The 14,955-nt window shown below is 70.5% G+C and carries 14 protein-coding genes and 1 riboswitch; of the genes, 8 read left to right on the top strand and 6 right to left on the bottom strand.

Annotation, left to right across the window (positions count from 1 at the left end; translation table 11 throughout):
• Window positions 1-263: 263 nt before the first annotated feature.
• The 3 genes from ACFVT1_RS02810 (at window position 264) to otsB (ending at window position 3,002) form a co-directional block, all read left to right on the top strand.
• On the top strand, window positions 264-1,562 hold the full coding sequence (locus ACFVT1_RS02810; RefSeq protein WP_389791889.1) for an ABC transporter substrate-binding protein: 1,299 nt from the start codon (window positions 264-266) through the stop codon (window positions 1,560-1,562).
• Between the two features lie 104 nt (window positions 1,563-1,666).
• The gene (locus tag ACFVT1_RS02805; protein ID WP_389791888.1) at window positions 1,667-1,933 is read left to right on the top strand and encodes a DUF3263 domain-containing protein; all 267 of its coding nucleotides are present in this window, start codon (window positions 1,667-1,669) and stop codon (window positions 1,931-1,933) included.
• 190 nt (window positions 1,934-2,123) lie between these two features.
• A complete protein-coding gene (gene otsB, locus ACFVT1_RS02800) occupies window positions 2,124-3,002 on the top strand; it encodes a trehalose-phosphatase (protein ID WP_389791886.1) in 879 nt (292 codons plus the stop codon).
• Window positions 3,003-3,006: 4 nt separating this feature from the next.
• Here otsB and ACFVT1_RS02795 read toward each other — a convergent pair whose 3' ends face one another.
• A complete protein-coding gene (locus tag ACFVT1_RS02795) occupies window positions 3,007-4,398 on the bottom strand; it encodes a trehalose-6-phosphate synthase (protein WP_389791884.1) in 1,392 nt (463 codons plus the stop codon).
• A 54-nt stretch (window positions 4,399-4,452) separates the two neighbouring features.
• On the bottom strand, window positions 4,453-5,397 hold the full coding sequence (locus tag ACFVT1_RS02790) for a glucosyl-3-phosphoglycerate synthase (RefSeq protein WP_389791883.1): 945 nt from the start codon (window positions 5,395-5,397) through the stop codon (window positions 4,453-4,455).
• 153 nt (window positions 5,398-5,550) lie between these two features.
• A riboswitch (SAM riboswitch) is annotated at window positions 5,551-5,677 on the top strand.
• 17 nt (window positions 5,678-5,694) lie between these two features.
• Here ACFVT1_RS02790 and thrC point away from each other — a divergent pair.
• The 4 genes from thrC to groL all read left to right on the top strand — a co-directional run bounded on the left by thrC (window position 5,695) and on the right by groL (window position 9,895).
• Window positions 5,695-7,014 (top strand): threonine synthase, encoded by a 1,320-nt coding sequence (thrC, locus tag ACFVT1_RS02785; protein WP_389791882.1) that lies wholly within the window; start codon window positions 5,695-5,697, stop codon window positions 7,012-7,014.
• 29 nt (window positions 7,015-7,043) lie between these two features.
• Complete coding sequence (locus ACFVT1_RS02780) at window positions 7,044-7,322, top strand: MoaD/ThiS family protein (protein ID WP_389791880.1); 279 nt, start codon at window positions 7,044-7,046, stop codon at window positions 7,320-7,322.
• A gap of 422 nt (window positions 7,323-7,744) precedes the next feature.
• On the top strand, window positions 7,745-7,951 hold the full coding sequence (locus tag ACFVT1_RS02775; protein ID WP_003967346.1) for a cold-shock protein: 207 nt from the start codon (window positions 7,745-7,747) through the stop codon (window positions 7,949-7,951).
• A 321-nt stretch (window positions 7,952-8,272) separates the two neighbouring features.
• Window positions 8,273-9,895: a chaperonin GroEL gene (groL, locus tag ACFVT1_RS02770; RefSeq protein WP_072487928.1), complete on the top strand. Its 1,623-nt coding sequence runs from the start codon at window positions 8,273-8,275 to the stop codon at window positions 9,893-9,895.
• 307 nt (window positions 9,896-10,202) lie between these two features.
• Here groL and ACFVT1_RS02765 read toward each other — a convergent pair whose 3' ends face one another.
• Window positions 10,203-11,444, bottom strand: coding sequence for an esterase/lipase family protein (locus ACFVT1_RS02765; RefSeq protein ID WP_389791877.1), 1,242 nt, complete (start codon window positions 11,442-11,444; stop codon window positions 10,203-10,205).
• A 123-nt stretch (window positions 11,445-11,567) separates the two neighbouring features.
• Window positions 11,568-12,410 carry a hypothetical protein gene (locus ACFVT1_RS02760; RefSeq protein WP_389791875.1) on the bottom strand — a complete coding sequence of 281 codons (843 nt, stop codon included), beginning with the start codon at window positions 12,408-12,410 and terminating at the stop codon, window positions 11,568-11,570.
• Window positions 12,411-12,900: 490 nt separating this feature from the next.
• Here ACFVT1_RS02760 and ACFVT1_RS02755 point away from each other — a divergent pair, with 490 nt between their 5' ends.
• A complete protein-coding gene (locus tag ACFVT1_RS02755; RefSeq protein ID WP_389791873.1) occupies window positions 12,901-13,371 on the top strand; it encodes a hypothetical protein in 471 nt (156 codons plus the stop codon).
• 78 nt (window positions 13,372-13,449) lie between these two features.
• Here the strand turns inward: ACFVT1_RS02755 and ACFVT1_RS02750 are convergent, their stop codons facing one another.
• Together ACFVT1_RS02750 and ACFVT1_RS02745 are read right to left on the bottom strand one after the other, a co-directional pair.
• Complete coding sequence (locus ACFVT1_RS02750; RefSeq protein WP_389791871.1) at window positions 13,450-13,668, bottom strand: ferredoxin; 219 nt, start codon at window positions 13,666-13,668, stop codon at window positions 13,450-13,452.
• 5 nt (window positions 13,669-13,673) lie between these two features.
• Window positions 13,674-14,864 carry a cytochrome P450 gene (locus tag ACFVT1_RS02745; protein WP_389791869.1) on the bottom strand — a complete coding sequence of 397 codons (1,191 nt, stop codon included), beginning with the start codon at window positions 14,862-14,864 and terminating at the stop codon, window positions 13,674-13,676.
• Window positions 14,865-14,955: the final 91 nt, after the last annotated feature.

Below are 14,955 nucleotides of genomic sequence, written 5' to 3'. Positions count from 1 at the left end.
TCCTTGCGGCATGGAACGGGTGGCGATGCGGGCGGTGCGGCACAGCGTCGGAACAGGGCCCGGACCACCAGGGATCCTGAAGTGCCTTGCGCCGCAACCTGCTTAGCAGTCGGCGTCGATCAAGGGCAATGCCCTCGCGCGCCGACCGGACGCGGATCCGGTGACGTTGCGAAAGCGATACCGCGCTGGTGTAGACCTCCGACGACCGTCCGAGGGAGGATCGCACCTCATCCGGAGGCCCCACGAGGACGTGGCCGGCCCGGATGACACGACGGACAAGGACGGTCTGGGCTGTGGAGCGGCGCTACTCGGGACTTATAGCGGCTGTGGCCGCACTGGGACTGGCAGCAACGTCATCGGGCTGCGGGGGCACCGGCAAGGGATCGGGGGACGTCACCCTCAGGCTCGTCGCGGCCGACTACGGCACTGGCGCGGCCAACAGCTCCGAGAAGTACTGGGCCCGGCTCGTGAAGGGCTTCGAGGCGTCCCACCCCGGCATCAGAATCGATGTCAGCGTCTACGCGTGGACGGACATCGACCGCGAGGTCGCCGGGATGGTGAAAAAGGGGCAGGCCCCCGACATCGCCCAGATCGGTTCGTACGCCGACTACGCCAAGGCCGGCAAGCTCTACCGGGCCGACCAGTTGCTGACCATCCCCGCCCAGGCCAACTTCCTGCCGCACCTCGCCGAGGCGGGCAGCGTGGACCGGACCCAGTACGGAATGCCGTTCGTCGCCAGCACCCGGCTGCTCTTCTACAACAAGAAGTACTTCGCTCAGGCCGGCCTCGACGCCCCGCGGACCTGGAACGACATACGCGAGGACGCGGGGGTGCTCAAGCAGCGCGGCGTGACCTACCCGATCGCGCTGCCGTTCGGCCCGGAGGAGGCCCAGGGCGAGACGATGATGTGGCTGCTCGGCGGGGGCAGCGGCTACGTCGACGACGCCGGTTCGTACCAGATCGACTCGGCCGAGAACGTCAGGACGTTCGACTGGCTGCGGACGAACCTGGTCGACAAGGGCCTCGTGGGCCCGGTCGCGCCCGGCAAGCTCGACCGGGGCAAGGCGTTCGCCGCGTTCACGCGCGGCGAGGTCGGCATGCTGAACGGCCACCCGACGCTGATGCAGGAGGCCGAGAAGAAGGGCGTCCAGGTCGGCATGGTCCCGCTGCCCGGTGCCGGCGGCCCCTCCAAGGGCTCGCTGGGCGTCGCCGACTGGATCATGGGCTTCAAGCAGCGCGGCCACCGGGCGGAGATGGGTAAATTCTTCAACTACCTGTTCACCGACAAGAACGTCATCGACTTCGCCGACGAGTACGACTTGCTGCCGGTCACCGACAGCGCTTCCGCGGCGATGGAGTCCGACCCCCGCTACAAGCCGCTGCGGAAGTTCCTGGCCGCGCTGCCGAACGCGGAGTTCTACCCGTACGGCAAGACGTCCTGGGCCCGCACCAGCGAGTCGATCAAGGGGAACATCGGCAAGGCGGTCGAACCGGGCGGCAGCTCCGCGAGCACGCTGGGACGGATCGCACGGGACGCGACGGCGGCGGAGGGCGCCGAGTAGCGCAGGACGCGAGCGGAGGGCGGACGGAGGACGCCGGGCACCGGGCCGCGGAGCGGCCGGGGGAACGGGTGTCGGCTCCCCGGCCGGGCGATAGGTTGGCTGATGTGACCACCCCCTCGAACGGCCCCGGCACCGCGGACGGCCCCGGCGGCCTCTCCGACCGGGACCGTGCCGTGCTCGCCGTCGAGCGGCAGTCGTGGGCCGGGCCCGGGGCGAAGGACCGCGCGATCCGCGAACGGCTCGGCATCTCGCCGACGCGCTACTACCAACTGCTCAACGCCCTCCTCGACGACCGCCGGGCCCTGGAGGCCGACCCCGTGACGGTGAACCGCCTGCGCCGCGTACGGGACGCGAAGCGGGGCCGCCGCTGAGGCGAGCGTGTCCGGAGCGCCGCTGCGGTTCTCGCCCGGCGGCCTCGGGCTCCTCGGGCTCCTCGCGCTCCTCGGGCTCCTCAGGTCTCTCGGGTCCCTCGGCGATCGAAGAGCGGGGGGCCGGGGGCGGCGCCCCGGGGAAAGCCCGCCACAGGCCCCCGGCGCCGCGTCGCCGCTATAGGCTCGCCCCATGGGCAGCAACCCGCACGCATCCGCGCCGAGCGAGACCCCGTCCGAGCTCCCCACCCCCACCACCCCACCCGGCCGAGAAGCCCTCGACGCGATCCTCGCGCGCCCCGACCGCGCCGTCGTCGCGCTCGACTTCGACGGCACCCTCGCGGACATCGTCCCCGACCCGGAGCAGGCCCGAGCCCACCCCGGCGCCGTCGACGCGCTCGTCGCGCTCGCCCCGAAAGTGGCCTCCATCGCCGTGATCACCGGCCGCCCGGCCGGCGTCGCGGTCCGGCACGGCGGCTTCGCCGGAGTACGGGGACTGGACCACCTCGTCGTCCTCGGCCACTACGGCGCCGAACGCTGGGACGCCGTGACCGGCACCGTCCGCGCCCCCGCCCCGCACCCCGGCACGGCCGCGGTCCGCGCCGAACTCCCCGGTGTGCTCGACCGGTTCGGCTCATGGCGCGGCACCTGGATCGAAGAGAAGGGCCAGGCGCTCGCCGTCCACACCCGCCGCGCCGCCGACCCGCAGGCCGCGTTCGAGGCCCTGCGCGAACCCCTCGGCGAGCTCGCCGCCCGCCACGGACTGATCGTCGAACCGGGCCGGCTGGTCCTGGAGTTGCGCCCGCCGGGCACGGACAAGGGCGTGGCGCTCGCGCGCTACGTACGGGAGATGGACGCCGAGTCCGTCCTCTACGCGGGCGACGACCTGGGCGACCTCGCCGCGTACGCCGCCGTGGAGAAGCTCCGCACCGAGGGCCCCGACGGCATCCCCGGCCTGCTGGTGTGCAGCGGCAGCGCGGAGGTGCCCGAACTGGCCGAACGCGCGGACCTGCTGCTCGACGGCCCGGGGGCCGTCATCGCCTTCCTGGCGGCGCTGGCCGAGCGCGTCTGACGGCTCACTCCCGCCGCAACGCGTCCAGCTGGTCGAGGAACCACTGCTGCGGCGGGAGCGCCACCGCCGCCGCGGCCAGCCGTTCGGTGCGCGCGGCCCGTTCGTCGTCCGCCATCGTGAGCGCCTCGTGCAGCGCCGCGGCGGTCGCGGACACGTCGTACGGGTTCACCACGACCGCGTCGCTGCCCAGCTCCTCGTACGCCCCCGCCTCCCGCGACAGCACCAGCGCGCAGCCGTGGTCGGAGACGACCGGGATCTCCTTGGCGACCAGGTTCATGCCGTCGCGGATCGGGTTGACGAGCGCCACGTCGGCCAGCCGGTACGCGGCGAGCGAGCGGGCGAAGTCGTCCTTGACGTGCAGTACGACCGGCGTCCAGCCCGCCGTGCCGTACGCGGCGTTGATGTCGTCGGCGACCTGCCGGACCTCGGCCGTGTAGTCGCGGTACACCGTCAGGTCCTGCCGCGAGGGGTAGGCGAAGGCGACGTGGACGACGCGCTCGCGCCATTCGGGCCGCTCGTCCAGGAGCGCGCGGTAGGCGAGCAGCCCGCGCACGATGTTCTTGGACAGTTCCGTCCGGTCCACTCGTACGATCGTCCTCCGCCCGGGGCCGACCTGCTCCCGGAGCGCCGCCATCCGCTCGTCCACGTCCGCCTCGTGCGCGCGCCGGCGCAGGAAGTCCGCGTCCGCGCCGAGCCCGTGCACCCCGACCCTGGTCCGCCCCGTGCTGCCCAGGATCTCCGTGCAGCAGCCGACGAAGGCGTCCGCCCAGCGCCGGGTCAGGAACGCCGCCCGGTCCGCGCCCAGGATGCCGTGCAGCAACTGCTCGGCGATGTCGTCGGGAAGCAGGCGGAAGTAGTCGACGGGCGCCCACGGGGTGTGCGTGAAGTGGCCGATCCGCAGGTCGGGGCGGAGCTCGCGGAGCATGCCGGGCACCAGCGCCAGGTGGTAGTCCTGCACCAGCACCGCCGCGCCGGGACCCGCCTCCGCGGCGAGCGCCTCGGCGAAGGCCCGGTTGTACGTCTCGAACGACGCCCACTGCCGCCGGAACTCCGCGTCGAAGACCGGCTCCAGCGGGGTCTGGTACAGCAGGTGGTGGATGAACCAGAGCACCGAGTTTGCGATGCCGTTGTACGCGTCCGCGTGCACGGCCGCGTCGATGTCGAGCATCCGCACGCCCGGCTCACCGACCCCGCGCCGGACCGCCTCCCGGTCCCCGTCACCGAGCGCGGCGCACACCCACAGCTTGTCCTTGACGGCGCTCAGCCCGGAGACGAGCCCGCCGCCGCCCCGTTTCGCGTCGAGCGATCCGTCGGTGCCCAGCGCGTACGACACCGGGCCGCGGTTGGACGCGACGAGGACCTGGGCGGCGGGCTGGGCTTCGTGCTCGGAGACCATGTTGCGGAATCTAGCCCGATCACGAACCGCCCAAACGTGCGAAGTCGGGTCACGTCAGGCCGCGCGGCGTGAAATGTACTCCTCGATCTCGCGCATGGGCGGCCGCTCCTCGGTGTCCACCGCATGGGTGTGCGGTACGAAGCCGTCCTCACCGCGCTCGAACTGGGTGAGCGAAGGCCGCACCAGGTGCCCGCGGGACAGTCGGAGCTGGGCGGTCCGGTAGATCGCCGCCGCCATCCGGCCGAGCGCCTGACCGTCCTGGTGGCGGTGCTTGCGCACCCCCACGTCGACCTGGGCCAGCGCGTCCAGGCCCACCGTGTGCAGCGCGTCGACCAGGAGACCCAGTTCCACCCCGTAACCGACGGGGAAGGGCAGCTGTTCGAGGAGGGAGCGGCGTACGGCGTACTCGCCGCCCAGCGGCTGGACGAAACCGGCCAGCTGCGGCCAGTGCATATTGAGCAGCGGACGGGCCACCAGCTCGGTGACGCGGCCGCCCTGCCCGGCGGTGTCGCCGAGCGGCCGGTCGTACATCGCCTTGACGAACCGCACGTCCGGATCGGTCAGCAGCGGGCCCACGATGCCGGAGACGAAGTCGGCCGAGAAGTCCCTCAGGTCGGCGTCGACGAAGCAGACGATGTCACCGCCGGTCACCAGGAGCGACCGCCACAGCACCTCGCCCTTGCCGGGCACGGCGGGTATCCGGGGCAGTATGTCGTCCCGGTGGACCACCCGGGCGCCGGCCTCCCGGGCCACCTTCGCGGTGGCGTCCGTGGAACCGGAATCGATCACCACGAGTTCGTCGACGAGCTGGACCTTCTCCATCAGCTCGCGCCGGATCGTCGCGACGATCGCGCCGACCGTCGCCTCCTCGTTCAGCGCGGGCAGCACGACGCTCACGCTCCCGCGACCCGGTTCCTTGGCTGCGAGGAGCCGGTCCAGCGGGCGGTCGGCGACCGACCAGGAACGCCTGGCCAGCCAGCGTTCGACCTCTTCCAGCACGGTCGATACTCCCTGTATGTGATCCATCTCGCGGTTCGGACGACTATCTCAACTGTCCGCTGCTTCGGTTACAGTCTTGAACAACGCGGATGGCCGTCGCATGTCGGGGTCAGTCCGCCAATAAATGCCCGGATCGTCGATCTGGTGCCACAGCGCTCATCCAGAGGGACTGAGGGAACGGCCCGTTGAAGTCCCGGCAACCCTCCTGCCGACCGCGAGGTCAGGTAGGGAAGGTGCCAATTCCGTCTCGTGGCGAAATGCGCCGCGAGGAAGATGAGGAGAAAGGGCCTCGCCTCCATGGCTGCGCAGACTGTTGAAGTAAGCACCAATTCTTCCACCGGCGCTGACGCCGAGACCGGCACCGTCGACCTCGGTCCCGCCGCGGCGCTTTCCTGCCGCGAGTGCGGCGAGCGTTTCGAGCTCGGCCCCATTTTCGCCTGCGCGTCGTGTTTCGGGCCGCTCGAAGTGGCGTACGACCTGCCGAGCGGCTCCCCCGACGAGCTGAAGAAGCGCATCGAGGCCGGACCGAACAACATCTGGCGTTACGCGCCGCTGCTGCCGGTCCCCGCCGATGTCGCGGACAAGCCCAACATCAACCCCGGCTTCACCAAGCTGGTCAAGGCCGACAACCTCGCCCGCGAGCTGGGCGTCACCGGCGGCCTGTACGTCAAGGACGACTCCGGCAACCCGACGCACTCCTTCAAGGACCGGGTCGTCGCCATCGCCGTCGAGGCCGCCCGCGCCTTCGGATTCACCACCCTCTCCTGCTCCTCCACCGGCAACCTCGCCGGTGCGGTGGGCGCCGCCGCCGCCCGTGCCGGTTTCCGCTCCTGCGTGTTCATCCCGCACGACCTGGAACAGGGCAAGGTCGTCATGGCCGCGGTGTACGGCGGTGAGCTGGTCGGCATCGAGGGCAACTACGACGACGTCAACCGCTTCTGCTCGGAGCTCATCGGCGACCCGCTCGGCGAGGGCTGGGGCTTCGTCAACGTCAACCTGCGCCCCTACTACGGCGAGGGCTCCAAGACCCTGGCGTACGAGATCTGCGAGCAGCTCGGCTGGCGGCTGCCCGACCAGATCGTCATCCCGATCGCGTCCGGCTCGCAGCTCACGAAGATCGACAAGGGGCTCCAGGAGCTGATCAAGCTCGGTCTGGTCGAGGACAAGCCGTACAAGATCTTCGGTGCCCAGGCCGAGGGCTGCTCCCCGGTCTCCACCGCCTTCAAGGCCGGACTCGACGTCGTACGGCCCCAGAAGCCGAACACCATCGCCAAGTCCCTGGCGATCGGCAACCCGGCCGACGGCCCGTACGTCCTGGACATCGCCCGCCGCACCGGCGGCGCGGTCGAGGACGTCGACGACGAGCAGGTCGTCGATGCGATCAAGCTGCTGGCGCGCACCGAGGGCATCTTCGCGGAGACGGCCGGCGGGGTGACGGTCGGCGTGACGAAGAAGCTCATCGAGGCCGGTCTGCTCGACCCGGCGCTGACCACCGTCGTCCTCAACACCGGTGACGGCCTCAAGACCCTGGACGCGGTGGCCGCCACCTCGCAGGCGACCGCGACGATCCGCCCGAGCCTGGACGCGTTCCGCGCCGCCGGCCTCGCCACCAGCTGATCACCCGAGACCGAAGAGAGGCACCCGCCATGAGCGTCAAGGTCCGCATCCCCACCATCCTCCGCACCTACACGGGCGGCCAGGCCGAGGTCCCGGCGGAGGGCTCGACCCTCTCGCAGGTCATCGGGTCCCTGGAGCAGAACCACCCGGGCATCGCCGCCCGCGTCCTGGACGACCAGGGCAAGCTGCGCCGCTTCGTGAACGTGTACGTCAACGACGACGACGTGCGCTTCGAGGGCGGCCTGGAGACGGCGACGCCGGACGGCGCCGGCATCTCGATCATCCCGGCGGTCGCGGGCGGCTGCTGATCCCCTGTCCGGTTTCACGGCGTTATCGGAATTGCCCCCTCTGCGAGAGAAGCGGAGGGGGCAATTCTGCATGGTTGAGCGCGGTACAGTGTGGGAAGTCCCCCCAGCTGCCCGTGCCGCCCGCATACGAGAATGCGCCCGGTCGCGACAAGAAGCAGCCAAAGTGCTCGATCTCCTTGCGCCATAAGTCGCCTTTGCCCGGCCCGACTTGCCCTGGAATCTCATGAATCCCTCATATTCGGGCGTTCGGTGCTGCCCAGAATTCTCGTCCGATTGACCTGTTGCAGAGGGCAGTTGGGCAGATACATTCGGCCGCGGTCGACGCGTTCCGGCGCACACACCCTCTCCTGTCGGAGGGTGAGTTCTGACCCGGGTCCGCGAAGTGCGGTCCTGTGCAAGGGCCAGTAATAGGGGAGTTAGGCATGGCTCAGGGCACCGTCAAGTGGTTCAACGCGGAGAAGGGGTACGGCTTCATCGCGGTCGACGGTGGTGCGGATGTTTTCGTCCACTACAGCGCGATCCAGATGGACGGGTACCGCACCCTCGAAGAGGGTCAGCGAGTTGAATTCGAGATCTCGCAGGGCCAGAAGGGGCCGCAGGCGGACATGGTCAAGCTCGCCGTCGGCTGAGCTCGACGCGGTCGGCCAACGACACTACTCACGCACGGAGGGCCCGTACCCCTGGGGTACGGGCCCTCCGTGCGTCCGTGCGTCCGGGGCCGCCCGGGAGGGGGCGTGGTTGTCCACATCCCGAGGGGGACGCTTGCACTCTCCGGGGTCGAGTGCTAATCATTGGCGTTAGCACTCTCCAGGTGAGAGTGACAGAACTTGGATCGGGCCGGTGAGGCCCGCAGGTCCGGTGGGGCAAGGAACCGCCGGTCACGCAGGCCGTCCGTCGCGGGCGCCACTCGGTCCGGAGAAATCCACCCCTGTCCGGGAGGACCACTTCACATGGCCAAGATCATCGCGTTCGACGAGGAGGCCCGGCGCGGTCTCGAGCGCGGCATGAACCAGCTCGCCGACGCCGTCAAGGTCACCCTTGGCCCCAAGGGTCGCAACGTCGTCCTTGAGAAGAAGTGGGGCGCCCCCACGATCACCAACGATGGTGTGTCCATCGCCAAGGAGATCGAGCTGGAGGACCCGTACGAGAAGATCGGTGCGGAGCTGGTCAAGGAGGTCGCCAAGAAGACGGACGACGTCGCCGGCGACGGTACGACCACCGCCACCGTTCTCGCCCAGGCGCTCGTCCGCGAGGGCCTTCGCAACGTCGCCGCGGGTGCCAACCCGATGGCCCTCAAGCGGGGTATCGAGAAGGCCGTCGAGGCCGTCTCCGCCGCCCTCCTGGAGCAGGCCAAGGACGTGGAGACCAAGGAGCAGATCGCTTCGACCGCCTCCATCTCCGCCGCCGACACCCAGATCGGCGAGCTCATCGCCGAGGCCATGGACAAGGTCGGCAAGGAAGGCGTCATCACCGTCGAGGAGTCCCAGACCTTCGGTCTGGAGCTGGAGCTCACCGAGGGTATGCGCTTCGACAAGGGCTACATCTCGGCGTACTTCGCCACGGACATGGAGCGCATGGAGTCGTCCCTCGACGACCCGTACATCCTGATCGTGAACTCGAAGGTCAGCAACGTGAAGGACCTCCTTCCGCTGCTGGAGAAGGTCATGCAGTCCGGCAAGCCGCTGCTGATCATCGCCGAGGACGTCGAGGGCGAGGCCCTGTCGACCCTGGTCGTCAACAAGATCCGTGGCACCTTCAAGTCCGTCGCCGTCAAGGCCCCGGGCTTCGGTGACCGCCGCAAGGCCATGCTCGGCGACATCGCCATCCTCACCGGTGGCACCGTCATCTCCGAGGAGGTCGGCCTCAAGCTGGAGAACGCCGGTCTCGACCTGCTCGGCCGCGCCCGCAAGGTCGTCATCACCAAGGACGAGACCACGATCGTCGACGGTGCCGGTGACAGCGACCAGGTTCAGGGTCGCGTCAACCAGATCCGTGCCGAGATCGAGAACTCCGACTCGGACTACGACCGCGAGAAGCTTCAGGAGCGCCTCGCGAAGCTGGCCGGCGGCGTGGCCGTCATCAAGGCCGGTGCCGCGACCGAGGTCGAGCTCAAGGAGCGCAAGCACCGCATCGAGGACGCGGTGCGCAACGCCAAGGCCGCCGTCGAGGAGGGCATCGTCGCCGGTGGTGGCGTGGCTCTGCTCCAGGCCTCGGCCGTCTTCGAGAAGCTGGAGCTCTCGGGTGACGAGGCGACCGGCGCCAACGCCGTCAAGCTGGCGCTGGAGGCCCCGCTCAAGCAGATCGCCGTCAACGGTGGTCTCGAAGGCGGCGTCGTCGTCGAGAAGGTGCGCAACCTGGCCGTCGGCCACGGTCTGAACGCCGCGACCGGCGAGTACGTCGACATGATCGCCGAGGGCATCCTCGACCCGGCGAAGGTCACGCGTTCCGCCCTGCAGAACGCCGCGTCCATCGCCGCGCTGTTCCTCACCACCGAGGCCGTCATCGCCGACAAGCCGGAGAAGGCCGCCGCGGCCGCTCCGGGCGGCATGCCGGGCGGTGACATGGACTTCTGATCCTGACGGATCGGTAGTTCCTGTACAGCTTTGCCGCATCGCCCCCCGGGACCATCAGGTCCCGGGGGGCGATGTCGTTTCCGTCCCGGTCGGCGCTTCGGGCCGACACTCCCGGACGGCGTCCTCGGACGGGGCTCCCCGGAGGGCCGCGGCACGGCGCGCCCACGGTGCCCGCCGGAGCACCGTGGGCGCGTGATACCGCGGCCCGCCTTCGTACGCGCGCCCGGCTTCCCGGCTCTCCTGCTTCCCGATCTCCCGGCTCCCCGGTCCGGTGGGGCGCCGCGCGCCGGGCACCGTGCGGAAGGCCCTACGGGAGCCGATCGAGGAGCCAGGTGCAGAGCTCCTGCGTCACGAGGGTGTGCCCCTCGTTGCGGGACGCGAGCCTGAACTCGTCCAGCCCGCTGTCCTCCTGCGGGAGTGCGGAGATGTTCGCGTACAGCTCCTCGTCCGTGTCCAGATCGCGGATGTCGACCGCGCTGACGGCCGGCACGAAGCAGTGCGAGCGGATCCGTACGTCGGTCTTGAACCCGAGGACGGGGCTGAGGGCGTTGAAGGCGTCGGCGAGGATGCCGAAGCCTTCCAGCGAGCCGCCGGGCGCGCCGTCGATGGACGGAAGTCCGGACCTGCGCACCTCGTTGGCCTTCAGCGTCACCACCCGCAGTTTCGCGACGAGTTCGCTGTCGCCCGGCGCCTGGGTGTAGAGCTTGGTGCCCAGGACCGAGAGCCCCTTGCCCTCCAGGGCCAGTTCGCCCGGACGGACGTCGGTGCCGACGCCGTCGCCCGTGCCGTTGGCGACGGCGATCCGCCGCGGCCGGCGCGGCCATTCGCCGATGCTCCGCATCTCGGCGAGGAACGCGGCGCGCTCGTCGCTCCGGTCCGGCGTCCCGTCCCACTTCCCGATGTGCCGCCACAGCAGCTGGCGCGCGGCCGGGCTGTTGATCTGGTCCGAGAACCGGCTGTCGAGATCCTTGATGTAGTGCGCGAACGCCTGGAGCGCGATCGGGATCCAGGCACCGCGGTGGGGGCTGTCGTACGAGAAGTACAGAGCGGTCTGGTGGTCGATGTCCTGGCTCTCCATCTTGGCCAGCGCGTGCCGGGTGACGAGCCCGCCCATGCTCAACCCGCCGACGGCCAGCGGTGTGTCGCCCTGCCGTTCCGCGACGGCCTGCATGATCGCGGCCTGCGCGGTCTTGGAGTTGTCCAGAATCGACGCACTGCGCTCATGGAAGCCGAGAAGGATGACGTCGTGTCCCCGGCGGCGCAGCTCGCTGATGAGCGCGTAGTCGCCGAACTCCATGATCTCCCAGGAGAAGTCCAGGCTGCTGGGCCCGGTGTTGAACCCGTCGGCGAAGATCACGGGCCGCACGAGGCCCCGGTTCCCCTCGCCGTAGTAGACCCAGGCGGTGCCGCCCGGCAGGTCCCACACGGAGCTGGGCGGCAGCGGCAGGGCGCTGTGCGGCTCGGCGTCCAGACGGGGGCCGGGGGCCAGGGCGATGGCGGGCCTCCTGCGAAGCTCCGAGACGATCTGCTCGTGGGTCGGTTCGGACATGGTTCGTTCCCCTTTGGGTCGGTTCGTTACGAGGCGCCCAAGAGGAACACGCAAAGTAGCGACCGGGGAGGGGAAGCGGATCAAACCACTCCCAGGTGGGAGCCGGTTTCGGACACCCGGCGATCACGGGAGGCGGGAGCGGGTCGGGCGGCCGGTTCGCTCGGAGCGCGGGGTCATCGCCGCCCGGACCTCGCTCATGCGGCTGCGCACGCCGGTGGCCGGGACGGTTCCGGCCGGGCCTGCGGGAGCGTCGACGGGAGTGCCCCGGCACGGTCCGCAGCGGCCGCCGATCAGGGCTTCCGGGCTGCCGGGTGCGTGGCACTCGCCGCATTCGAGGGTGCGCAACAGCGTCCGCCGTTGTGCCGGAGCGACCCGTTCGGGTGGCATCTTGTCGGCCAGTCGCCTGCGGACGAGGGCCGCCGCGTGGTGGACGGGGGTGGGCAGGCCCTCGGTGAGGGCGTGGAGCACTTCCGCCTCCGTGGCGCCGCGCGAGAACCAGTCGGCGACCCGCGGTTCCAGCGCCGCGCAGTCCGCCGCCGACAGGGTGAGCGCGGGTGCGGCGCGGCCCAGTGCGGCCAGCAGGACGAACGCCCGTGAGCGGGTGGGGCGTTGGTGCTGTTCCGGCGGCACGTCGCCCCGGGTGAACGCCGCCCACCAGGTGTCGTCCCGCGCCGTGCGGGAGAAGAACGTACGGGTCACCCAGAGCAGGACCTCGTCGTTGGCCACGCATTCGCTGCCGCGCCGCAGATGCCCGGCGCCCTGGAGCCGGTTGAGGGCGGTCCGCAGCGCGCACTGCCCGTACGGCAGGACCTTGGCCAGCGTCTTCACGGAGATGTCGGCGCCGTCGGGCAGGTGGTCGAGGTATGCGGCGATGGACGCCTCGCGAGGTGGCAGATGCGCGAAATCGCGCTCGCTACGGGGGAGTTGCGAGGGTGCGGAACGCTTGCCGTAGCCCGGATTGGCCATCGGGTGCGGCAGTGCGGACGGGGGTGCGTGCGGGGCACACGGAGCGGGACTATGCTGGCTGGCAGCCATGAGATCGGGCCTAACGATCGAGGTGGTTAGACCCCCGTCAGGTGTTCGTGCACTCGGCGGGGGTTGTTCGTTATTCGGAACGCTAAGGCTTGGCCACCATCCGTGGCAAGCCGGTCACGGGAAGTCAACTCACCGGGCAGGGAGGGTGGGTGGGAACTGGCCCGCCTCCCTTTCCTCGGAAAGAGCGCTCGGACTTCGCGGCTTGAGCCCCGGGGGGATCACCCCTGGTCACAGGGGGCGCGGGAGCGGTGGGCGTGCGCCGTGCGTGATGCGCGTGCGCCGCTGCTGTTGGAGTGGAAAATCGGTCCGCACGCCCGTGGCAGCGTGCGAACGGTCGCACACATTTGTGATCTTGGGGACTCCGGGCCGCCGCCGACGCGGCCTGTCTTCCGGCGTTTCCCTCTCTCGTACGAGGAGCCCCATGCGTATGCGTTCGATCCTCTCTCTCGCCGTGTCCGCCGTCGCCGCCACGGCGCTGGCCACCCCCGCCCAGGCCGCCGACGCCGCCAACGGGGTGTACTTCATCCGCGATGTGCGCACCAACGAGTGTCTGGCGGGCGGTGAAGGTCCGCTGGGCGGCCACATCGAGCCCTGCAACCCGGGCACCGTGTGGGAGATCCGCAACCAGGGCAACGGTCTGGCCCAGATCCGCGAGGCGCGCGGGGAGAACCGCTGCCTGGCACTCTCGCCGGTCCGGATCTACCCGCCCGCGGTGTGGGTGGACGAGTGCGGCCGCCAGCCCGACCAGTGGACGATCCAGGGCCGGGACGGCGAGGCGCCGGTCGTCATCTCCCTCGGCCGCGGTGAGCTGGGCCATCTGGCCACGGAGGGCAGCCGCGTGATCCTCAGCCCCGAGGGCCGTCCCCAGTGGATCCTGGAGCGGCTCGGCTAGACCCCCCGTCACTTCCACCCCGACCGCCCCGTGCCGAGATCGTCCTTCCCGGCACGGGGCGGTCTCTCCGCGGGGGGCTCAATCGCGGCGGGGACCGATGACCGACGTCCCGTCGTGCACGGTGATCGCCTGGGCCGGGCAGATGTCGGCGGCGTCCAGCACCCGCTCGTCCGGCTCGATCCCGTCCGCCTTCACCCGGGCGTGCTCCCCGTCCAGGGCGAATACCCCGGGGACGGTCCCGGCGCACATGCCGGACGCCTGGCAGAGCTCCGGATCGACGCGTACGTTCCAGGTCATTCCGGTCACCACCCGACCGGCATGACGCGCGGTCCGCGCACCAGCATCTCGGACTTCCACGTCACGTCACCCGCCAGTTTCAGCCCCGGGAAGCGGGCGATCAGCGCGCCCAGCGCTTCCTGGAGCTCCAGCCGGGCCAGCGGGGCGCCCAGGCAGTGGTGGACCCCGTGGCCGAATCCGAGGTGCTGGTTGCCCGCGCGGGCGATGTCCAGCACGCCCGGGGCGGTGAACCGCAGCGCGTCGCGGTTGGCGGCGCCCACCGCGACCAGGACCGGACTGCCGGCCCGCACGAGGGTTCCACCGACCTCGATGTCCTCGGTGGCGTAACGGGGCTGGCCCGCGCCGCTGCCCAGCGGCACGAAGCGCAGCAGTTCTTCCACCGCGTTCGGAACGAGCTCGGGCTCGGCCCTGAGCCTGGCCAACTGGTCCGGGTGATCCAGCAGCGTGAGGACGAAGTTGGGGATCTGGGACGCCGTCGTCTCGTGTCCCGCCACCAGGATGCCGACGCACAGATCGACGAGTTCGAGCTCGGAGAGCCGGTCGCCGCCGTCGCGGGCCTCGATCAACGCCGTCATCAGGTCGTCCTGCGGTTCCCGGCGGTGCTGCGCGATCAACCCGCGCATGTAGGCGCGCAGTTCCTCCCGGCTGGCGTCGAACTCCGCCGCGGTGAGGGAACTGGTCGACAGCGCGTCGTCGCTCCACACTCGGAAGCGCGGGCGGTCCTCGGTGGGTACGCCCAGCATCCGGCAGATCACCGCGACCGGCAGCGGCAGCGCGAACAGGTCCACCAGGTCGGCGGGTTGTCCGGCCGCCTCCATGTCGTCGAGGAGGGTCGCCGTCAGCTCCCGTACCTGCGGCCGCAACTTCTCCACCTGGCGGACCGTGAACGCCTTGGCGACCAGGGAGCGCAGCCGGGTGTGGTCGGGCGGGTCCATGCCGAGGATGCCGCCGTCGCGCTGGCCCTCGGACTGCCGGGGCTCGTCGTGCGACGCGGCCGCGGCCCGGCTGAACCGCTGGTCGCCCAGGACGAGCCGGGCATCGGCGTAACGGGTGGCGAGCCAGGCCGGTTCGCCGTACGCCATCTGGACCCGTAACAGGCCCGGCTGGTCGCGTACGCGCTCGTACTCCTCGGCGAGTTGCAGACCCTCGGCGGTGTTGAAGGGGTAGGCGAGGGGTGCGATGTCTGCTGTGGTCACTGCGGCCTCCCAAATGTAAGCAGCTGCTTACAACGGTAGGAGTGGCTTCGCGGGCGGTCAACGATGCTTTACGGCCGTTATCCTGACGGGC

The sequence above is a fragment of the Streptomyces sp. NPDC057963 genome (assembly GCF_042887155.1).
GTDB lineage: Bacteria > Actinomycetota > Actinomycetes > Streptomycetales > Streptomycetaceae > Streptomyces.
The sequence above is the reverse complement of the archived record's forward strand: the minus strand, read 5'-3'. Positions and strand labels throughout refer to the sequence as shown.